The organism is Thioclava sp. GXIMD4215, from assembly GCF_045291555.1.
Classification (GTDB): Bacteria; Pseudomonadota; Alphaproteobacteria; order Rhodobacterales; family Rhodobacteraceae; genus Thioclava; species Thioclava litoralis.
In genome coordinates this window covers 889,762-910,808 of the sequence record NZ_CP149515.1, presented here as the reverse complement: position 1 = coordinate 910,808, position 21,047 = coordinate 889,762, and the positions used below count along the sequence as shown (strand labels likewise).

The 21,047-nt window shown below is 59.4% G+C and carries 15 protein-coding genes and 1 tRNA gene; 8 read left to right on the top strand and 8 right to left on the bottom strand.

Translation table 11 applies throughout. The features are described 5' to 3' along the window. Positions 1 to 42: 42 nt before the first annotated feature. The 3 genes from gyrA to WDB86_RS04435 all read right to left on the bottom strand — a co-directional run bounded on the left by gyrA (position 43) and on the right by WDB86_RS04435 (position 4,035). A complete protein-coding gene (gyrA, locus tag WDB86_RS04445) occupies positions 43 to 2,754 on the bottom strand; it encodes a DNA gyrase subunit A (protein WP_406737015.1) in 2,712 nt (903 codons plus the stop codon). A 235-nt stretch (positions 2,755 to 2,989) separates the two neighbouring features. Beyond that, entirely contained in the window at positions 2,990 to 3,460 is a 471-nt protein-coding gene (locus WDB86_RS04440) for a disulfide bond formation protein B (RefSeq protein ID WP_339107118.1), read from the bottom strand. After that, a complete protein-coding gene (locus WDB86_RS04435; protein WP_339107119.1) occupies positions 3,457 to 4,035 on the bottom strand; it encodes a YqaA family protein in 579 nt (192 codons plus the stop codon). Before WDB86_RS04435 ends, WDB86_RS04440 begins: the two co-directional genes overlap by 4 nt. Positions 4,036 to 4,250: 215 nt before the next feature. On the opposite strand from WDB86_RS04435, the gene WDB86_RS04430 reads away from it, so the two are divergent. The 4 genes from WDB86_RS04430 (at position 4,251) to WDB86_RS04415 (ending at position 12,282) form a co-directional block, all read left to right on the top strand. Beyond that, positions 4,251 to 4,334 (top strand) — tRNA-Leu (locus tag WDB86_RS04430). A 786-nt stretch (positions 4,335 to 5,120) separates the two neighbouring features. Then, positions 5,121 to 10,073 carry a Hint domain-containing protein gene (locus WDB86_RS04425; protein WP_406736726.1) on the top strand — a complete coding sequence of 1,651 codons (4,953 nt, stop codon included), beginning with the start codon at positions 5,121 to 5,123 and terminating at the stop codon, positions 10,071 to 10,073. A 245-nt stretch (positions 10,074 to 10,318) separates the two neighbouring features. After that, the gene (locus WDB86_RS04420; RefSeq protein ID WP_406736725.1) at positions 10,319 to 11,470 is read left to right on the top strand and encodes a Hint domain-containing protein; all 1,152 of its coding nucleotides are present in this window, start codon (positions 10,319 to 10,321) and stop codon (positions 11,468 to 11,470) included. A gap of 125 nt (positions 11,471 to 11,595) precedes the next feature. Next, positions 11,596 to 12,282, top strand: a complete 687-nt coding sequence (locus WDB86_RS04415) for a Hint domain-containing protein (RefSeq protein WP_406736724.1) — start codon at positions 11,596 to 11,598, stop codon at positions 12,280 to 12,282. A 115-nt stretch (positions 12,283 to 12,397) separates the two neighbouring features. Here the strand turns inward: WDB86_RS04415 and WDB86_RS04410 are convergent, their stop codons facing one another. Further along, entirely contained in the window at positions 12,398 to 12,535 is a 138-nt protein-coding gene (locus WDB86_RS04410) for a DUF1127 domain-containing protein (protein WP_339107155.1), read from the bottom strand. A gap of 172 nt (positions 12,536 to 12,707) precedes the next feature. Between WDB86_RS04410 and WDB86_RS04405 the strand changes: the two genes are divergently transcribed. The 4 genes from WDB86_RS04405 (at position 12,708) to WDB86_RS04390 (ending at position 17,068) form a co-directional block, all read left to right on the top strand. Beyond that, the gene (locus WDB86_RS04405; RefSeq protein ID WP_406736723.1) at positions 12,708 to 14,135 is read left to right on the top strand and encodes a PLP-dependent aminotransferase family protein; all 1,428 of its coding nucleotides are present in this window, start codon (positions 12,708 to 12,710) and stop codon (positions 14,133 to 14,135) included. A gap of 139 nt (positions 14,136 to 14,274) precedes the next feature. Further along, positions 14,275 to 15,165, top strand: coding sequence for an ABC transporter permease (locus tag WDB86_RS04400; RefSeq protein WP_339107157.1), 891 nt, complete (start codon positions 14,275 to 14,277; stop codon positions 15,163 to 15,165). Continuing rightward, positions 15,162 to 15,968 (top strand): ABC transporter permease, encoded by an 807-nt coding sequence (locus tag WDB86_RS04395; RefSeq protein ID WP_339107158.1) that lies wholly within the window; start codon positions 15,162 to 15,164, stop codon positions 15,966 to 15,968. The genes WDB86_RS04400 and WDB86_RS04395 overlap by 4 nt, the downstream gene beginning before the upstream one ends. Before the next feature lie 26 nt (positions 15,969 to 15,994). Continuing rightward, a complete protein-coding gene (locus WDB86_RS04390) occupies positions 15,995 to 17,068 on the top strand; it encodes an ABC transporter ATP-binding protein (protein ID WP_406737014.1) in 1,074 nt (357 codons plus the stop codon). 159 nt (positions 17,069 to 17,227) lie between these two features. Here the strand turns inward: WDB86_RS04390 and typA are convergent, their stop codons facing one another. From typA to WDB86_RS04370, 4 genes are all read right to left on the bottom strand, one after another. Next, positions 17,228 to 19,045, bottom strand: a complete 1,818-nt coding sequence (typA, locus tag WDB86_RS04385; RefSeq protein ID WP_339107159.1) for a translational GTPase TypA — start codon at positions 19,043 to 19,045, stop codon at positions 17,228 to 17,230. A 72-nt stretch (positions 19,046 to 19,117) separates the two neighbouring features. Further along, entirely contained in the window at positions 19,118 to 19,450 is a 333-nt protein-coding gene (locus tag WDB86_RS04380; protein WP_339107160.1) for an SMR family transporter, read from the bottom strand. A 56-nt stretch (positions 19,451 to 19,506) separates the two neighbouring features. Continuing rightward, positions 19,507 to 20,214, bottom strand: a complete 708-nt coding sequence (locus WDB86_RS04375; protein ID WP_406736722.1) for a YitT family protein — start codon at positions 20,212 to 20,214, stop codon at positions 19,507 to 19,509. 85 nt (positions 20,215 to 20,299) lie between these two features. After that, positions 20,300 to 20,908 carry a YitT family protein gene (locus tag WDB86_RS04370; protein ID WP_406736721.1) on the bottom strand — a complete coding sequence of 203 codons (609 nt, stop codon included), beginning with the start codon at positions 20,906 to 20,908 and terminating at the stop codon, positions 20,300 to 20,302. Positions 20,909 to 21,047 lie beyond the last annotated feature (139 nt).

The following is a 21,047-nucleotide window of genomic DNA, read 5'->3' as shown; positions in this document are numbered from 1 at the left end:
ATTTTTAGGGCAGGTCACATCTACATGTGCCTGCCCGTGATTTTACTCTTGTTCCGATGCGCCGTCAGCGGGTGGCGTATCATCCGTCTGTGACGTTTGCGTGATCGGCTGATCTTCGCCGTCCTCGTCGCCCTGATCCGCGATGCGCGCGACAGAGACCACCGTCTCGCCCTCGGCCGTATTGAAGACCCTCACACCGCCTGCACCGCGCGAGCGGAAGGAGATCCCGTCCACCGGACAGCGGATCGACTGGCCGGTCGAGGTGGCCAGCATGATCTGGTCGCCCATCTCGACAGGGAAGGAGGCCACAAGGTCGCCGCCGCGCATCTTCTTGTCAAACGCGGTCACACCTTGGCCGCCACGCCCGCGCACGGGGTAGTCATGGCTGGACGAGGTCTTGCCAAGGCCCTTGGCGGTGATCGTCAGGATCAGATCCTCGGCGGCAGACATCTCGGCGTAACGCTCGGGCGAGAGCTGGCCGCCTTCTACCGCGTCCTCATCCTCGTCGGCCTCGTCCTCTTCGGTGATACCGGCCATCAGACGGCGCTGCTTGAGGTAAGCCGTGCGCTCTTCCGACGTTGCATCGAAGTGACGGATGACCGACATCGACACGACCTCGTCATCGCCCAGAAGCTTCACGCCGCGCACACCGACCGAATTGCGCGAGTTGAACACCCGCACTTCCGGCACGGGGAAGCGGATGGCGCGGCCCTTGGCGGTGACCAGCATCACATCGTCCTCCTCGGAACAGATGCGCGCATTGATCAGACGCATGCCCGCATTCTCTTCGTCGAATTTCATCGCGATCTTGCCATTGCGCATGACATTGGTGAAATCCGACAGGCGGTTGCGGCGCACGGTGCCTGCCGAGGTGGCAAAGACCATCTGCAGATCGGCCCATTCGGCCTCGTCGCGGTCCACCGGCGTGATGGCGGCGATGGAAACGCCCGTGGGGATCGGCAGGATATTGACGATCGCCTTGCCCTTGGAGGCACGCGAACCGGCAGGCAACTGCCACGTCTTCATCTTGTAGACCATGCCTTCGGTCGTGAAGAACAGAAGCTGCGTGTGGGTATTGGCCACGAACATCGTGGTCACCGCATCATCATCTTTCAGACCGCCGCCCGAAAGCCCCTTGCCACCGCGTTTCTGCGCGCGGAAATCGGCCAGCGGCGTGCGCTTGATCCAGCCCGACTGGGTGACCGTCACGACCATGTCTTCGCGCTCGATCAGGTCCTCGTCGTCGATATCGCCGACAAAATCGGCAATCTCGGTGCGGCGCGGCACGGCGAAGAGTTCGCGCACCTCGCGCAGCTCGTCCGAGATGATCGCCATGATCCGGTCGCGCGAGGCAAGGATGGCAAGGTAGTCCTTGATCTTCTCGGCCAGTTCCGCCAGCTCGTCGGTGACTTCCTTCACCCCGATCTGGGTCAGGCGCTGCAGGCGCAGATCAAGGATCGCGCGGGCCTGCACTTCCGACAGGTTATAGGTGCCATCGTCATTGACCGGATGCAGCGGGTCGTCGATCAGCTTGAGATATTCGACGATGTCATGCGCGGGCCAGCGACGGGTCATCAGGCGCTCGCGGGCCTCGGCGGCATCTGCCGAGGACCGGATCGTGGCGACGACCTCATCCACATTCGACACCGCCACAGCCAGACCACAGAGGATATGGCTGCGTTCACGCGCCTTGCGCAGCTCGAACGCGGTGCGCCGTGCCACCACTTCCTCGCGGAAGGTGATGAAATGCGTGAGGAAATCGCGTAGGGTCAGCTGCTCGGGGCGGCCGCCATTCAGCGCCAGCATGTTGCAGCCGAAGGAGGTCTGCAAAGGCGTCAGGCGGTAAAGCTGGTTGAGCACCACATCCGGCGTCGCATCGCGCTTGAGCTCGATCACCACGCGCACGCCGACACGGTCGGATTCATCGGCAATGTTGGAGATGCCTTCCAGACGCTTGTCGCGCACCAGCTCGGCAATCTTCTCGATCATCGCGGCCTTGTTGACCTGATAGGGGATCTCGTCGACCACAATCGCATGACGGTCCTTGCGGACCTCCTCGATACGGGTCTTGGCGCGGATCACGACAGAGCCGCGGCCCTCCAGATAGGCTTTGCGCGCACCGCCACGACCAAGGATCAGACCGCCCGTCGGGAAATCGGGGCCGGGGATGATCTGCATGATCGCCTCGGTCGACATATCGGGGTTGTCGATCAGCGCAAGGGTGGCATCGACCACTTCGCCCAAGTTGTGCGGCGGGATATTGGTGGCCATACCGACGGCAATACCGCCTGCACCATTGACCAGCATATTCGGGAACCGCGCGGGCAGAACGACCGGCTCGCGGTCCTTACCATCGTAGTTGTCCTGAAAATCGACAGTGTCTTTTTCGATATCGGCGAGCAGGAAGGCGGCGGCCTTCTGCATCCGGACCTCGGTGTAGCGCATGGCAGCCGCGCTATCGCCATCCATCGACCCGAAGTTGCCCTGACCATCCAAGAGAGGCAGCGACATGGAAAACGGCTGGGCCATACGAACCAAAGCGTCATAGATCGCGGCATCGCCATGAGGGTGGTATTTCCCCATAACATCGCCCACCGGACGTGCCGATTTGCGATAGGGTTTGTCATGCGTATTGCCCGTCTCATGCATCGCATAAAGAATGCGGCGGTGCACGGGCTTGAGGCCGTCACGCAGATCGGGGATCGCGCGCGAGACGATCACGCTCATCGCGTAATCGAGATAGGCCGTCTTCATCTCGGACGCGATGGAGACAATGGGAAACTGCTCGGAAGAGGGGCGTCCCGGCCCTTTATCTTCCGTGTCCGGCGTATCGGGAGTATCGTTCACGCGCGCCTCTATTCTTCTAGATCTTGTTGGGGCTTCTTATAGCCCGCCCGACGGTTAGTATGCAACTTCCATTCCCCGTCTTGTCGGGGAAAGGCCGCGCTCGGGGCGATGCATTTTCGATAGGGGCGCGATTGGGCGCGGTTCAGCTGCGCGCGCCGGACCTTGCCGCCAGCATCCAGAGCACCCAAAGCACCAAGGAGAAAACAACGTTCAAATTGGCCATTGTGACGCCGAACATCTCCCAGGAGATCTGGTCGCATTGGATCAGCGGTGCGCGGTTGATCTGGTCCAGCAGGTCATCGACAGAGCCAAGCCCCGGCCCGCCGGAGGTGCAGCTTGTGGGGCCCGCGATGATATGACGCTCGACGAGCGAGTGATAGATGCCGATTCCCGCCGTGGTCAGCGCCGCCAGCCCCCCGAGATAGGCGAAGGGGCTGCGCAGGTGGAAAACCAGCATCGCGGCACCGATGATCACCGCCACCAGATGCGGCCAGCGTTGCAACAGGCACAGATGGCAGGGCGCATAGCCCGCCGCCTGAAACAGGAAGGCCGCGGCCAGAAGAGTCGCCGAACCGACGCTTGCAAGAAGGATATAGGCGCGGGATTGGGTCATAGATATTTCACCAGATAAAGACCGCCCAACAGTAAGGCGACGAAAAGCGTAAACACAAGCCCGAGCCGCTTCTCGATGAAATCACGCATCGGTGCGCCGAATTTCCACAAAAGCGCGGCGACTACGAAAAAGCGCAAGGCCCGTGCAAAGACCGCGGATCCCAGAAAAATCGGCAGGGAAAGGTGGGTGACCCCCGAGAAGATGGTGATGACCTTGAACGGGAAGGGGGTGACGCCGGCGATGATCACCGCCCAGGGTCCGTATTCGTTGAAACGGGTGGCCAGCTCGTCGAATTTGTCGGATTTGCCGTAGAATTCCAGAATGGGCTTGCCCACGCTATCCATCAGCCCGTAGCCGATGCCGTATCCCACGATGCCGCCGATGACAGAGGCCAATGTGGCGATAAAAGCGATCCGGAAGGCCCGGTGCGGTGCCGCGATGATCATCGGGATCATCAGGACATCCGGCGGGATCGGGAAAACCGAGCTTTCCAGAAATGCGATGAACGCCAACGCCCAAGTGGCGTGACGATGTCCCGCCAGACGCATGGTCCAGTCATAGAGTCGGCGGATCATGTCGCCCCCTGTTTTGTGTTTGTAAGGGATGCCCTGACCCGCAGGAAGGGTCAAGCATCCTCAACCTCAAAACAGGCCCTGTCGCGACAGTCTGCCGTGAGGTCTCTGGCGGATGCGCGGTTTTTCCACAATTTTGCCCGCACCGCAGGGATTTATGCGGTAGCGACATTGACTAGCGATTTGAAGCCCAGTAAGAGACCAAGGCACATTGCATTGCGGGCGTGGTGGAATGGTAGACGCGGCGGATTCAAAATCCGCTTCCGAGAGGAGTGCCGGTTCAAGTCCGGCCGCCCGTACCAATCTGAAATTCAATGAAAAACAGGTTGGTTTGCAATAGGGTCGAGCGCCTCGCTCCCCGCCGTTCCCAATCCGGTTCTCACCTTCATCTGCCGTCCCTGTTCTGTTCCGCAAGCTTGTAGGCCGCTTTCGGCAGTCGCTTCCGGGCGAGGCCGGCGTGGCCGGCGCTGAGGAGCGCAGGCGAGGGGGCCGCTTCCAAATCCACGATTCGCTTTGGGCCGTGAGCCGCGTGATCAATCCTCTTTTTTCAGCGGCACTGTTTCTGATTGGAGGGAATGCGTTAACTTCGATCGCGACTTATTTGCGTTGATTTGACGGCATTTCGCCCGTGCGCCGATATGTTGAATTGTTTCTAATGTGGCGAAGATTGGGCGCGTGTATTGGTGCAAACCCACGGTTTCCGCAATCATGGCGGGGTATTGTTTCGTTAAGGGAAACGGGATTTTGGCAACAATAAGATGGTTCGCGTCCAGATTGTGGTAAATGTGGTGAGTGACGCTTATGAACTTCGTAAGAGAATAAAAATATTGCTTTTTATATTCTCAAGCTTTCGTTATTTCAGGCAATAACGCGACGGAAAGGCGAGCTATGGGGGTAGCGCGCGGTGGCGGGGATCAGGAGGCGCAGCCTTCAGTCCGTTTTCCGGTCCTGCTGGCCCGAAAGGGTCGGGTTCGGTCTGCTTTCATGTCGCCATCTGCCCCTGCAGGGGTGGGCTGAGAGGCGCAGGCATGCGCCATAGGTTGGCTGCTACCGGAGTGAAGGCCGGTTTTGGGTAAGGTTGAGTAGACGTGACAAATACTTATACACTTCAAGCGTGGGATCTTTCCGATATTGCTGCGTCCTCGTCCTGTGTGTTCCCCGATAGCGAAACCAGTTCGAAAAGCGCGGTCGGCCAGTCGTTCACGATCAGCTCCGACGCGTGGGTTCAGTCGATCTCGCTGAGCGATTGCGATGACCGCTTCAGCGATAATGACAGCAACCAGCACATCACCCAGACCACCACGCTGGAAGGCAGCACCTATAGCGCGTCCTCTTCGATCACGCCCGAATACCGCTATGTTGTGACCGATAGCAGCGGCAACAGCATCAATGTTTATGTCTTCGATATCGGTCGCGGAACCGATGAATCCGGCCTGGTTTCCGATGCACCGCTGGTGCCGGGCGAGACCTATACGATTACCAAATATGAAAGCTGCAACAGCAGCTACGAGACGCCTTCGGTCCATTACAGCGATCTGGCGACCTATCCTGACGAGGCCCCCGATCTGAGCGACGGGGTCGTCTATGGCACGGATGGCAATGACCTGATCGACACCGCCTATACCGGCGATAATGACGGCGACATGATCGACAATAATGATGGTCATCTTGACGGGTATACCGGCGACGCCGATGTGGTCGTGGCGGGCGCGGGCGATGATACGGTCTTTTCGGGCGCGGGCGATGACGCCGTCTGGGGCGGCGATGGCGATGATTTCCTCGATGGCGGCGCGGGCAATGATTACCTGTCGGGCGGCGCGGGCGATGACACGCTGGTCAGCGGTGCCGAAGTCGATACGCTTTCGGGCGGCACCGGGCTGGATATGGTCGATTATTCGGCGTCTTCCGCAGGGGTGAATGTCGATCTGGTGTCGATGACCGGCAGCGCGGGCGATGCGGCGGGGGACCAGTATGACGGGATCGACGGCGCGTTCGGCTCTGCCTATGATGACACGCTGACCGGCTACGACCAGCAGAGCACGGCGGGCGATGACAGCTATACCAACGTCTTTTATGGCAATGCCGGCGATGATCTGATTGATGGCAAGGGCGGGGATGACTCGCTCTATGGCGGGGCCGATAACGACACGCTGATCGGTGGCGCGGGCAATGACTATATCGAGGGGAATGCGGGCAACGATTCCCTGACCGGCGATGACGGGAATGACACGCTGATCGGCGATGGCGGCACCGGCACGACCTCGGGCAGCGATGTGAGCGTGGACTGGACGCAGTTCGGCAGCGCGGGCTGTATGCTGGCCTCTGGCTCCTCGTTCGATATGGGCGATGTGAAGGTGACCTTCGGCTTTACCGCGCAGGAGCGTGGTGCCTATGCCAAAGTGACCAATACCAGCGAATATACCGAAAGCGGCGATGGTCTGGACGCGAATAGCGGGTTGATGCTTTACGGGGCTGGCGGCGATTGCAAGGCGGGGGATACCTCGACCACCACGCTCGATTTCTCCTCGGATGCCGAGGGTGTGGCCGATGCGGTGACCAATGTCAGCTTCCGTATCAATGATATCGATTACGCCAATGACACGGCCGGATATCACAAGGATATCGTCACGGTTTATGCCTATGACGCCGATGGCAACGAGCTGGATGTGACCATCACGCCCGCGGGCGGCGCCACGGTGGATGGCAATACCGTCTCGGGCGGGGTGCAGGATACGGGTAGCCTGAACGCCAGCAGCGCGCAGGGCTCTGCCCTGGTGACGGTTGACGGGAATGTGGCCAAGATCGTGATCGATTACGACAATGGCGGCGATTCCGATCAGGCGATCTACCTGAGCGATATCAATGCCACCACGATCGTGGACGAGACCGAAGGCGATGACACTATTGAGGGTGGCGCCGGTGATGATGTCATCGAAGGAAATGGCGGCAACGACCTGCTGAGCGGTGGCGACGGTGCCGACAGCATCTCGGGCGGCGATGACCGCGATACGATCATGGGCGGCGCGGGCGATACCGTTGATGGGGGCGCGGGCGGCGACGATTGGGATACGCTGGATCTGACAGGGCAGGGTGCCTATCGTCTGACCGATGTGACCGAAGACGAAAACGGCAACGGCACCAATGGCACCGTCGAGTTTCTGGATGATGACGGCAATGTCACCGGCTCGCTGAACTATACCGAGATCGAAGAGATCAAGGGAGATGGCATCAACCTCTCGCCGGATGCGGAAAACGACACCGCCACCGTGGCCGAGGATGACAGCGTTATTATCGATGTTCTGGGCAATGACAGCGATCCGCAGGGCGATACGCTGACCGTCACCTCGGCCAGCGCCGAACATGGCAGCGTGACGGTGAATGATGACGGCACGCTGACCTACACGCCGGATGCCGATTATAACGGCGACGACAAGATCACCTATACGATCGACGACGGCAACGGGAACACCGACAGCGCCGAAGTGGCTGTCAGCGTGACGCCCGTCAATGATGATCCGGTTGCGCAGGATGATACGGCAAGCACGGGCTATAATACTCCGGTGACGGTCGATGTGCTGGCCAATGACACCGATATCGATGGCGATACGCTGTCGATCTCGGGCACGCCGGTTTCGGAAGATGGCTCTGTAAGCGTCAATAGCGATGGCACGCTGACCTTCACCCCCAACGAGGGGTTCTCGGGGGAAGCGACCGTGACCTATCAGGTCAGCGATGGTCAGGGCGGGCTGGATGACGCGACCCTGACGGTCACCGTCGGGGCCAATCCCAAGGACGGGATCGTGCAGGGCACCGATGGGAATGACACCATCGATTATGCCTATACCGGCGACCCGCAGGGCGACATGATCGATCATGGCGATGCGCTGCTTCCCGGAGAGGTCGGCGATGATGATATCGTCAAGGCAGGCGCGGGCGATGACACGGTCAAGGCTGGTGCGGGCAATGACGAGGTGTATGGCGGCGATGGCAATGACAACCTTCAGGGCAATGCGGGCGATGATGCGCTGTATGGCGAGTCCGGAAATGACGTTCTGGATGGCGGCGCGGGCGATGACACGCTGCTGGGCGGCGATGGCAATGACACGCTGAAAGGTGGCGCGGGCAACGACCTTCTCGAAGGAGGTACGGGCGATGACAGTCTTGTGGGCGGGTCGGAAAATGACACGCTCTGGGGCGGTGATGGCAATGACACCCTGCAAGGCGCCGATGGCGATGATGAATTGCATGGCGGTGCCGGTAATGACTCGCTCAATGGCGGGATCGACAATGACACGCTCTGGGGCGATGACGGTCAGGACAGCCTGAACGGCGCTGACGGTGATGACGAGTTGCATGGCGGGGCCGATGACGACCTGCTGCGTGGCAATTCGGGCAATGACACCGTTTATGGTGATGCGGGCAATGACGAATTGCATGGCGGCACCGGCGATGACCGCCTGTTCGGCGGCGAGGGCAATGACACGATCTATGCCGATGAGGGCAGCGATTATGTCGAAGGCGGCGACGGGGATGATTATATCGATACCGGCAAGCCGCTTGTCGATGCGCTTCCCGACCGTGGCTATGAGGGGCTCTGGTCTGCTGATAGCGACCCCTATGATGATCGCGATACCGTTCTGGGTGGGGCCGGAAACGACACCATCTTCACCGGTGACGATAACGACTATATCGAAGGCGGCGATGGCGACGATTCCATCAATGCGGGCTATGACGATGACACCGTTCTGGGTGGTGCGGGCAATGACAGCATCATTGCGGGCGAAGGCAGCGATTATGTCGAGGGCGGCGATGGCGATGACACGATCTATGGTGGCATCGGTCCGACCAGCGGTCTGGATGTCAACCTGCCTGACACCGCAGGCGACAAGGTCACCGACAATGGCATGGACACGCTGATCGGCGGTGCCGGCAATGACGTGATCTATGGCGAGGATGACGACGATTCGATCGAGGGCGGCATCGGGGATGATTATCTGGATGGCGGCGTTGATGATGACACTCTCAAGGGCGATGAGGGCAATGACACGCTGATTGGCGGTCAGGGCAATGATCTGCTGGAGGGTGGCGCGGGCGATGACCTGCTGGAAGGCGGCACCGGCACCGATACGGTTTCGGGCGGTGATGGCAATGACACCATCATCGGCGGCGGCGATAATGATGTGCTGCAGGGCAATGCGGGCCGCGACCTGTTCAAGATCACCCCGATCAGCACGACCGGAAACTACAATATCACCGTCGATGGCGGTTCGGATGGCGACGACTGGGATACGCTCGATTATTCGGGGATGATCGCGGCGGGCTATGAAGTCCAGAGCATCGTCAAAAATCCGGAATATAACGGTAATCCGGGCTTTAATGGCCAGATCACCTTCTACAACCCCACCACCCATTCCTATGCGAATGTCAATTTCTACGACATCGAGGAACTGGTGCCCTGCTTCACGCCCGGCACGCTGATCGCGACCCCGCGTGGCGAAAAGCTGGTGGAAGAGCTGGTGGTTGGTGACAAGGTCATTACCCGCGACAACGGCATTCAGGAAATCCGTTGGGTCGGGCGTCGCGATCTGACCAAAGCCGAACTGGATGCAGCAGTCCATCTCAAGCCGGTTCTGATCCGTGCCGGAGCCTTGGGGCCGAACCTGCCCGAACGGGATATGATGGTGTCGCCTAATCACCGTATGCTGGTGGCCAATGCGAAAACGAGCCTGTTCTTCGAAGAGCACGAGGTCTTCGTTTCGGCCAAGCATATGGCGGGGATGGAGGGGGTGGCCACGGTCGAGACCTTGGGCACCAGCTATCTGCACTTCATGTTCGACCGCCATGAGGTGGTTCTGGGCAACGGGGCATGGACCGAAAGCTTCCAGCCCGGGGATCAGACCTTGGGCAGCATGGGCAATGCACAGCGCGACGAGATCTTCGAGATCTTCCCCGAACTGAAAACGCATAAAGGCCTTGAAGACTATCAATCGGCGCGGAAATCGCTCAAGCGCCACGAGGCAGAGCTTCTGAAACGCGCATGAAAGAAAGGCCGGTTCCCCTGAAGGGAGCCGGCCTTTCCCGTTTCGGGCTTCGGTCAGTCGTATTGCGCCCGATCCCATTGATGTTCTGCGCCTAATAGCACTTTTTTTGCGCAGTTTTATGTTTTATCGCTGTGTCGTAAGAGCTTCACTTTTAACAAAGCTAACCTTAGGGTAACGTTTCTTTAATGGTTCAGAGCCGGGCCGAGCAGAATCCTGGCCGTTTTCTCGTTAATGAGGGGAATAAGATGACGGAGAGTCTTCTCGGCGCGTGGTATGACGCGGACGGCTACGATAAAGATGGCTATGATAAAGACGGATATGACCGTAGCGGTTGCGACAAGGATGGTCATTGCAGGCCCATCACCGGCACCAATCGCTCGGACGTGCTCGTCGGCTCGGATGGTTGTGACGATGTGATCAACGGCTTGGGCGGGAATGACCTTCTTAAAGGGCTCGGCGGGGATGACCTTCTGGATGGCGGCGCTGGCTGCGACACCCTTTTGGGCGGCAGCGGCAATGACACGCTCATCGGCAGTGGTGGCGACAAGCTGTTCGGAGAGCGTGACGCGGACACATTCATCCTCACCGGAGACTCGGCGGGCGACATTTATGTAGATGGCGGTTGGACCGGCAAGGATTGCGATACGCTGCAATATGGGCAGATCCTGAAAGCAGGCTATGAGTTGCAAACGGATTGGCATTATCCCGAATTCTGCGGAAATTGGGGGCAATCCGGTGTTCTGAAATTCTATAATTGCGACACCGGAAAATATATCACGGTGCATTACTGCGATATCGAACATGTCGTGCCCTGCTTTACGCCCGGATCAATGGTGGCCACGCCCTATGGGGAAGTGCCCGTTGAGGAGCTGAAAGCCGGTGACAAGATTCTGACCCGTGACAATGGCGTGCAGGAGCTTGTCTGGAGCGGGCGTTGCGACTTGGGACGCGAGACGCTGCTGCGCAAGCCCGAGCAGGCGCCGGTGATGATTGGTGCGGGCGCTTTGGGCAATGGCCTGCCCGAGCGGGACATGTTTGTGTCGCCCAATCACCGTATGCTGGTCACCGGCGAACGCGCCCAGCTTTATTTCGAAGAATATGAAGTGCTTGTGGCGGCAAAATATCTGGTAGGCTTGCCCGGGATCGTGAGCGCGGTTGTGCCGTCGGTGAGCTATATCCACTTCATGTGCGAGCGCCACGAGATCGCCTTGGTCGATGGGGCATGGACCGAAAGCTTCCAGCCCGGTGAGGTGACGCTGACCACGATGGGCGAGGCGCAAAAGACAGAGATCTTTGCGCTTTTCCCCGAGTTGCAGACAGCGGCCAATCTGACGAACTTCACCTCGGCGCGGCGGAGCTTGCGCCGTCACGAGGCGGCACTGCTGCTTTACGCCTGAGTAATCCCCGCAATCGGTTGCCCCGTTCAAGGAAACGGGGCAATTTTAGATTTTATTAAACTTGCATCCGCATAGTCATCCCCGAACCGCTGTATCAATGGCGCTATCTGGATGGGATGATGGGCTTGCCGAACCTCAACGCGTTTTCCGCCCTTTCGCTCGGGGCCGAGCCTTGTTCGGACGATCTGCTTGTTCTGTCTACGATCGAGCAGGCGACAGAGGCGCGCTTCGCATTTTCCGATTATGACGAGAAGGCGGGAGAGTTTTCTTTTGCAGACCCGGAGGACGGACCGGCGGGGTCCGGCCCTCTCCACGCGCTTTATGCGCTGGGGACGGGGATCGAGGGGGGCTGCCGTGTTTTAACGGCGGACGGGCTACGACGCTGTGACGAGCTTCGGAATGGCGATCTGGTGATGACGCGGAACGGGTTGCAGCCGGTTCTCTGGGTTGGCCACCGGCATTTGGAATGGCGTGTTCTGGGCCTTGCGCCGCAATTACGACCCAGCCGGATTGCGGCGGGGACATTGGGTGGTGGCCTGCCAGAGGCAGATCTGAGCCTTGCGCCGATGCAAAGGATTGTAGCCGATCCGTCACTGTCCGAGATATGTGGGAAAGATCTTGCCACGCGTTCGGCGGGGCTAGAGCCGGTGAGCGCCTGTAACTATGTGCAGATCCTTTTTGCGAACACCGAGGCAATGCTTGTCGAGGGGGTCTGGCTGGAAAGCTATGTGCCGACCCGTCAGAATATCGGCCTGTTGGCAGAGGATGACCGGATGGAAATTCTGTTTCATAAACGGCATCTTCTGGGCTGAACTTTATCTATCGGATGAAGACAGGTAAGCCAAAAAAGGCCGGGCATTTGCCCGGCCAGTACAGCAGAACCGACAGGGGTAGACGGTTCTCACTGGGGTTCGTTATGGTCTGCGATTAGCGCCAGAACGGGCGTTCCGCCTCGCGTTCGGCGTCATATGTCGACAGACCGATATCCTTCAGAATATAGGGGGGCAGCTCTGCCAAGGCGCGGCGGCTGCGGGCGCGGAACATCCAGAGCATGACCGTTTTCATGATCGACGGTTTCGCAATGTGCTGCGCGGGATGTCTGAAGATGAAAAGGCTTTGCATGGGGCACCTGAGTATTTTGTATTGATACAATCCGATCCTTTCGGTAAAATACTGGTACAATGAACCTGCTGCCGTCAGCCAGTGAAATATTGTACCCGATACAAGAGAGGTGCCCATGCCCGATCAGGCCCTGCAGTGGAAGCCGCAGCTTTCCAACCAGAAAGGTCCGAAATATCTGGCGCTCGTCAGGGCTTTGCGGGAAGGAATTCGCGAAGGAAAACTGATGCCTGGGCAGAAGTTACCAACGGTTCGGGATCTCGCTTGGCGGTTGGGGGTGACCCCTGGCACCGTGGCGCGTGGCTATCAGATTGCGACGCAGGAAGGCCTGCTTCAGGCCGAGGTGGGGCGCGGCACATTTGTATCGATACAATCTGCCCGACTCGGCCCGACAGAGCCGCTCTATTCCAATAGCAGCTACGAATATAGAGAGGGGCAGAATGACGGCGTGGTCGATTTCCGCTCGCCCATTCTGCCGGATGTCGGGCAGGCGGCGGCATTGTCGCGCGCGATGGCCGAAGCTGCGCGCGAAGTGAATGACCAGTACCTGAAATATCCGGGGCTGCGGCGCGATGCCTATTGCCGCGAGGCCGTGCTGGAATGGTTTCCGCCGGGATGCAGTCTACGGTCTCTGGTGACGGTCGAGGATGTCGTGCTGACGCTCGGCGGGCAGAATGGGCTGTCGCTTGTCATGCAATGTTGCCTGCGCGGGGATCGTCCTGTCGTTTTTGCCGAAGAACTTGCCTATCCGGGCTTCCGGCATGCGGCGCGCCTGCATCGTGCGGAGATCCAGCCGATTGCACTGGATGACGAGGGTATGATCCCCGAGGCACTGGACCATGCCGCGCGGCGCTATAATGGCCAACTTGTCTTCATCACTCCGGATGCCCAGAACCCGACAGCCGTGCGCATGGGCACCGCGCGTCGTATCGCGATTGCCGAGGTGGCGCGGCGGCATAATCTGCAGATCGTCGAGGATGACTGTTACACCGCGCCGGTGACCAATCTGCCCGCGATGCGCACGGTTGCCCCCGAGCGGTCTTGGTATGTGACCTCGCTTTCCAAGACGATTTCGGCGGGCATGCGTTTCGGAATCGTTGTCGCTCCCGATGGCATGGGCGAGGCGGGGCGTCTGACAGCGCAGCATAGCTATTTTGGCCTGCCGCGTCCGGTGACCGATATGGTCACGCGGCTGTTCACCTCCGGTGATGCGATGCGCCTGCGATTTGCGGCGCAGGCCGAGATGGACCGGCGTCTGAAGATGGCGATCAATATATTGGGCGCACAGGAGATCACGTGGCAGGAGGGGCTGTCCTTCCTATGGATGCGTCTGCCGCTGGGCTGGCGCAGCTCGACATTCGTGCGGATGGCCGAGGCCGAGGGCGTGCTGCTGCGCTCGGCCGATGAATATGTCCTGCAAGACGGTCACGCCCCGAATGCAGTGCGCATCGCGCTTTCGGGCGGCGTTTCGGAAGAGCTGATGTGTCAGGCCTTGACGCGATTGACAGTACTTTTGCAGAACCAGCCCAACGATCTTCCGGTATGATTGGCGGATAAAGAGGGGTTTGTGTTTAATATTTAGGCGTCTGCCGTCAGATAGGGCTTAAAATACTGTGCTAGGGCTTTCCTCCGCTTAATCGCTATGCTTTCGTCAAGGAAAGCGCGTCAGATTTTGGGAGATTCATATGGCGTCATCCTCGTGGAGGCGGAGCGAGACCGCCCAGGGATATTTTACGCTCAGCCCGGTTTTGCTCTATGCTCTGGTGATGCTGGCTGCACCGTTGCTGACCATCTTTGCCTATTCCTTCTTCAAAGACGGGTATCTGACGATCATCCATGAATTCACGTTGCAGAACTATATCGACGTCTGGAAAGACCCGATCTTCCGCGCGATCCTCCTGCGTTCGGTCATTGTGGCGCTGATCGTCACGGCGCTTACCGTGGGCACGGCCTTCCCCATCGCCTATTTCATTTCGTTCAAGGTCGCCCCCTCGCGCAAGAGCTTCTGGCTTTTTCTCATCACCATCCCGTTCTGGACGTCCTACCTGATCCGCATCTTCGCGTGGAAGGTGATCATCGGCTATAATGGTGTGATCAATTCGGGCCTTGAAATGCTGGGTCTTATGGGGCCGGGCCATCTGTTCGAAGAGCCGTTCCGCATGATGGGCACGGTTCCGGCGATTGCGGTAGCGCTGGCCCATGCCTATGCGCCCTTTGCCATTCTGCCGATCTTCGTGGCGCTGGAAAAAATTGACCGCTCGCTTCTGGAAGCAGGGCGGGATCTGGGCGAGAGCTATTTCAACAGTTTCCGCCGGATCACTCTGCCGCTGGCCATGCCGGGGGTGGTCGGGGCCGTCCTGGTGGTTTTCATTCCGGTGATCGGCGATTACGTCGCGCCGGAACTGATCGGCGGCGGCAAGATGCCGATGGTCGCCAATCTCATTCAGGCACAGATGCTGCCTCTGGATAACAAGCCGATGGGATCTGCCATCACCATCTCGGCTATGGCCGTCGTGGCGCTGATCGCGGCGCTCTTCGTTCTGGCAAACCGGAAATATCTGCGAGGCCCCAAATGAAACTCTCGGGTCTGAAACTCTATACGGTTCTCTATCTGGTCTTCCTCTACGCGCCGATCATCCTTTTGCCGGTCTTCGCGTTCAACAATGGCACTATTGTCGCTTTCCCGCTGACGGGATGGACCACCCAATGGTTCGCCGCAATGGCCGAAAACGATACCCTGCGCCGTGCTTTGGGCAATTCACTGGTCATCGGCCTGTCCACCGCGATCCTGTCGACCGTGCTGGGGCTCTTTGCGGCCCGCGCGACCACGCGGTTCAAGTTCAAAGGCAAGGGGCCGGTGATGGGCTTCATCATGCTGCCTCTGGTGCTTCCGGAGATCATGATTGGCGGCTCGCTTCTGATCGTGCTTTTGGGGATGGGGGTGAAGCTCTCGATCCTGACGGTGATCTTCGGCCATGTGCTGATTGCCACGCCCTACGCGGTCACCATCCTCTCGACGGCATTCGCCTCTCTCGATCCGTCCTATGAAGAGGCCGCCTATGATCTTGGCGAAACCAGATGGTCGACCTTTCGTCTGGTGACCCTGCCTCTGGTGCTGCCCGGGATCATCTCTTCGATGCTGATCAGCTTCACCATCTCGATGGATGAATTCATCATCGCCTTCTTCCTCGCGGGCAACGAACCCACATTGCCCACTTATATCTTCTCGCAGCTGCGCTTCCCCAAGGCCGTGCCGGTAATCCTTGCCCTTGGTACCTGCCTTGTGGCGGCCTCGATCGTGCTGCTGACCATTGCCGAATATTTCCGACGCCGCGGGATCGCCAAGACCGGTGGTAAGGATCAGGGAGGTTTCCTGTGAACAAAGTCAAAACCGATGCGAAACCGATGATCGAGTTTCGCGATGTGCAGAAATACTATGGCGATTACCATGCCCTGCGCGGCATCAACGCCACCATCCGCGAAGGCGAGTTCTTCTCGCTGCTCGGTCCCTCGGGCTGCGGCAAAACCACGCTTTTGCGTACCATTGCGGGCTTCGAGGATATTTCCTCGGGGGTGGTCCTGATTGACCGCAAGGATATGGGCTCCGTGCCGGCCAACCGCCGCCCCACCAATATGGTGTTCCAGTCCTATGCCATTTTCCCGCATCTGACCGTGGCCGAAAATGTGGCCTTCGGTCTGCGCCGTGATCCGCGGACCAAGCTGGAAAAAGCCAAGCTCGTTGAGGAGGCGCTCGAAATGGTCGGGCTTGGCGGCTATGGCAAACGCGCAGCCCATGCGCTTTCGGGCGGCCAGCGCCAACGTGTGGCTCTGGCCCGCGCGTTGATCCTCAAACCCAAGGTGCTGCTGCTGGATGAACCCATGTCGGCGCTCGACCGCAAGATCCGCGAGCAGATGCAGGTCGAGCTGATCAAACTCCAGCGCGAATTGGGCATCACCTTCGTGCTCGTGACCCATGATCAGGAAGAAGCACTGGTGATGTCGGACCGGATTGCCGTGATGTTCGAAGGCGAGATCGCCCAGCTCGACGATCCCGAAGAACTCTACCGCCGCCCCAAATCCCGCCGCGTGGCCGAGTTCATCGGCGCGATGAACTTCCTTCCGGCCCATATCGAGGACGAAACGGAGGGTTGGATCGGGGTCATGGTCGCAGGGCTTGGCGCCTGTCACCTGCGCCCCGATCAGGTCTCGCATGCCCATGACGGGCAGGTCTCTGTGGGGTTCCGCCCCGAAACCATGACAATTCTCTTCGGCGATCAACCCGCGTCAGGCCGCGAAGCCCCCGCAACCATCGAAGAAGTCGTCTATTATGGCGACATGACCTATTACGATGTCCGCCTCGATGGCGTCGAACAGACCGTGCGCCTGTCGATGCGCAATGTCTTCGGACGGCCGGTGCTGGATGTGGGCGCGCGGACCCGTATCGCATGGAACGAGGGCGCGCTGATCCTGTTCCGCTGAACCATCATCCTATCACAAGGAAAAGCGGCGCGAAGCTCTGCCTTTCGCGCCGTTTCCATATCCAGCTGCCGGAAATATCCTCGGGGGGAATTTTTCGTCGCAGACGAAAAAGGGGGGCAGACAGCCCCCCTTCCTCGATCGTCAGTGCCACGCCTGAAATCAGGCCTCGCGCGAGGCGCGCTTGCGTTCGTGGGGGTCCAGATGGACCTTGCGCAGACGGATGGCTTTCGGGGTCACTTCCACCAGCTCGTCATCATCGATATAGGCGATCGCCTCTTCCAGCGACATGCGCACCGGCGGGGTCAGGCGGACGGCTTCATCGGTGCCCGAGGCACGGACGTTGGTCAGCTTCTTGCCCTTGAGCGGGTTCACTTCCAGATCGTTGTCACGCGAATGCTCGCCGATGATCATGCCGGTATAGACCGCTTCCTGCGCGCCGATGAACAGCTTGCCGCGCTCTTCGAGGTTCCACAGGGCATAAGCGACCGAGGTGCCGTTTTCCATCGAGATCAGAACGCCCTGACGGCGGCCTTCGATGGCGCCTTTATAGGGGGTCCAGCTATGGAACAGACGGTTCAGCACGCCCGAGCCACGGGTGTCGGTCAGGAACTCGCCCTGATAGCCGATCATGCCGCGCGAGGGCACATGGGCCACAACGCGGGTCTTGCCGCCTTCTGCCGGACGCATCTCGACCAGCTCGCCCTTGCGGTAGCCGGTAAGCTTCTCGATCACGACGCCGGAATATTCGTCATCCACATCGATGATGACTTCTTCCACCGGCTCCATGCGCACGCCATCTTCCTCGCGGAAAATCACTTTCGGGCGCGAGATCGACAGTTCGAACCCTTCGCGGCGCATGTTCTCAATGAGAACACCCATCTGGAGTTCGCCCCGACCCGACACGATGAAGGCTTCCCCGCCGGGCGTATCCTCGACACGGATTGCCACATTGGTTTCGGCTTCTTTCATCAGGCGGTCACGGATGACACGCGACTGGACTTTGGAGCCGTCTTTACCCGCCAGCGGGCTGTCATTGATGCCGAAGGTCACCGAGATGGTCGGCGGGTCGATCGGTTTGGCCTGAATGGCCTCTTCGACTTCCAACGCGCAGAGCGTGTCGGCCACGGTGGCTTTGGTCATGCCTGCTACGGTGACGATATCACCGGCCTGCGCTTCGTCGATGGGCTGCTGGCTCAGGCCGCGGAAGGCGAGGATCTTGGTGCAGCGGAACTGCTCGATCTTGTCGCCCTTGCGCGACAGTGCCTTGAGGCTATCGCCCACTTTCAGGGTGCCGGATTCGATACGGCCGGTCAGGATGCGGCCGATGAAGTTATCGGCGGCCAGCGTGGTGGCCAGCATCGCGAAGGGCTCGTCTTTTTTCTCGACCTGTTTCGGGGCCTCGACATGCTTCACGATCAGGCGGAACAGCGCGCTCAGATCCTCGCGCGGCCCGTCCAGTTCGTCATCGGCCCAGCCGCCGATGCCCGAAGCGTAGACATGCGGGAAATCAAGCTGTTCTTCGGTCGCGCCGAGGTTGGCGAAGAGGTCGAACACCTCGTCCAGCGCGCGATCGGGATCGGCGGCCGGCTTGTCGACCTTGTTGAGCACCACGATCGGCTTCAGGCCGAGCGCCAGTGCCTTCGAGGTCACGAATTTGGTTTGCGGCATCGGGCCTTCGGCCGCGTCGACCAGAAGGCAGACGCCGTCCACCATCGACAGGATGCGCTCCACCTCGCCACCGAAATCGGCGTGGCCGGGGGTGTCGACGATATTGATGCGGGTGCCTTCCCACTCGACCGAGGTACATTTTGCAAGGATGGTGATCCCGCGTTCCCGTTCGATGTCGTTGCTGTCCATGGCGCGTTCTGCAACGGCCTGGTTTTCGCGGAATGCACCGGATTGTTTCAGAAGCTGGTCGACCAGAGTTGTCTTGCCGTGGTCAACGTGCGCGATGATCGCGATATTGCGAAGTTCCATGAGAAATCTTGCCTGCTAGGGAGGATTGCCCCAGCGCATAGTGCATTTGGGCCGGTCATTCTAGCCCTCAACTCAATGAACAGCGGATTTAGACCAGAGATTGATCACAAATACGCCCGCAAGGATCAGGATAATGCCGCAAATCCCCGCAAAGTCGAGCCTCTGTTTGAAGATCACAAGGCCGATCAGACTCGTAAGCACGATCCCGATCCCCGACCAGAGCGCATAGGTAATGCCCAGCGGTAAGGTTTTGAGCACCTGTGTGAACAGATAGAAGGCCCCCGCAAAACCGGCGAGAACCCCGAGGCTGGGCCAGAGCCTGCTGAATTGCTGGCTGGCTTGCAGGCAGCTTGTGCCGAACACCTCGAACAGGACAGCCAGCGTCAGCAGCAGATAGGTTTTCATGCGGGAGATACTCCAATCGGGCCAGCTGTGCTTGGTGTCCTGCCGAGCCTGCCAGATCAGGTCACAACATACCAGTCCCGTCGGTGATTGAAGGCAATCACCGCATTCAGGATAACCGCGCCCAGAAGGGACCAGCCTACATTGCCAAGCGGCAGCACCCAGAAAGCGATCAGGAACAGGCCAAGATCATGGATCGTCTGGGTCCAGCCCGCCTTGAAGCCGAAGCGGTCCTGCAGCACCAGCGCGACGATCGACACGCCGCCCAGACTGCCCGAATGGCGGAATAGCCCCAGCAGCCCGACCCCCGCACTGACCCCAAACAGAAGGGCGGCGACAGCGGGGTGGATCTGGTCGACATGCAGGAAGGGTTTGAGAGCCTCGGCCATCAGCGAGACCAGCGTCACGGAGGCAAGGCTTTTCAGGCAGAAGCCGATCCCGCGTGCTTTGTAGGCGAAAGCATAGAAGGGGATATTGATGGCAAAGAAAATCCCCCCGAAGGTCAGGTGGATGCCGTGATCTTGCGCAATATAGGTCAGCAAAAGCGCAAGCCCCGCCGTTCCTCCGGTCATCAGACCCGCCGCACGCAACAGGTGGATACCAAGCGCGGCCTGCGCACAGGCAATCAGCAACCCTTGGGCATCTTCGAGGCGGGTATAATGTTTGTCATCAGGATGGCGCAGGCCAGGTCTGGCAACCAAACGTTTGCGGCGTCCGGTCGGTGGGGGGCAGCGCAGTTTGAGATCGGCATTAATGTCAGCACGCATGACCTAATTATGCGCCGATCTGGCAAAAAATCAAGGGCCGCAGCACGCGGCCCTGATAGAATAGCTAAGGATGCTTAATAAATACTCAGGTTGCGATATAGCGGTCGCGCCGATGGTTGATGCCGATCACCATATTCATCACGACAGCGCCAAGGAAGGACCATGCCACGGTCTCGAGGTCGCGCAGGGTCAGGGCCAGCACGAAAACGGCCACGTCAAAGCCCATCTGCGTCCAGCCTGCGCGAAAGCCGGTCTTGTCCTGCAGGTAAAGCGCGACGATGCCGATTCCGCCAAGGCTGGAGCCGTGCCGGAACAGCGCCAGCAGCGCCGAGCCGGTGATCAGTCCGAACAGCACCGCCCCCGCTGCCGGATGCAGCAGGTCGAAATGGACGTAGCGGGGAAGGATGGCGGTGGTCAGTGACAGCAGGCTGACTGCGGCCAGAGATTTCCACACGAAGGCGGGGCCGATCCGTTTCCAGCCCAGCCAGTAGAAGGGGATATTGATCACGAAGAAGACGGCCCCGAAGGACCATCCGGTTGCATAGGAGATCAGCACCGCCATTCCGGCGGTCTGGCCGGTGACGAAACCGAGCGAGGTCAGGATCAGCAGGCCGAACCCTGCGATGATGCCGCCATAGGCGATGCCCTGAGCATCATCGAGCGTGCTGTGGGAAGGGGGGAGAAGATGTGTCATGCGGCCATGATTTATCGCGGGCAGGGCCAAGTGCAAGATGTTGTGTCATTTGACGTGTGTAATCCATTTTCACGCCACAATTTCGCCACGGGTTAACTTTAGTGAACAAAATGTTAACTAGTGGCTGGGGAATTAATGT

Coding starts and splice junctions, on each gene's coding strand:
- gyrA (WP_406737015.1), bottom strand. CDS start 2,754: ATGAAGACGGCCTATCTCGATTACGCGATGAGCGTGATCGTCTCGCGC.
- WDB86_RS04410 (WP_339107155.1), bottom strand. CDS start 12,535: ATGAAAACGGTCATGCTCTGGATGTTCCGCGCCCGCAGCCGCCGCGCC.
- WDB86_RS04380 (WP_339107160.1), bottom strand. CDS start 19,450: ATGAAAACCTATCTGCTGCTGACGCTGGCTGTCCTGTTCGAGGTGTTC.
- WDB86_RS04420 (WP_406736725.1), top strand. CDS start 10,319: ATGACGGAGAGTCTTCTCGGCGCGTGGTATGACGCGGACGGCTACGAT.
- WDB86_RS04395 (WP_339107158.1), top strand. CDS start 15,162: ATGAAACTCTCGGGTCTGAAACTCTATACGGTTCTCTATCTGGTCTTC.
- WDB86_RS04390 (WP_406737014.1), top strand. CDS start 15,995: ATGATCGAGTTTCGCGATGTGCAGAAATACTATGGCGATTACCATGCC.
- typA (WP_339107159.1), bottom strand. CDS start 19,045: ATGGAACTTCGCAATATCGCGATCATCGCGCACGTTGACCACGGCAAG.
- WDB86_RS04400 (WP_339107157.1), top strand. CDS start 14,275: ATGGCGTCATCCTCGTGGAGGCGGAGCGAGACCGCCCAGGGATATTTT.
- WDB86_RS04440 (WP_339107118.1), bottom strand. CDS start 3,460: ATGACCCAATCCCGCGCCTATATCCTTCTTGCAAGCGTCGGTTCGGCG.
- WDB86_RS04370 (WP_406736721.1), bottom strand. CDS start 20,908: ATGACACATCTTCTCCCCCCTTCCCACAGCACGCTCGATGATGCTCAG.
- WDB86_RS04405 (WP_406736723.1), top strand. CDS start 12,708: ATGCCCGATCAGGCCCTGCAGTGGAAGCCGCAGCTTTCCAACCAGAAA.
- WDB86_RS04375 (WP_406736722.1), bottom strand. CDS start 20,214: ATGCGTGCTGACATTAATGCCGATCTCAAACTGCGCTGCCCCCCACCG.
- WDB86_RS04435 (WP_339107119.1), bottom strand. CDS start 4,035: ATGATCCGCCGACTCTATGACTGGACCATGCGTCTGGCGGGACATCGT.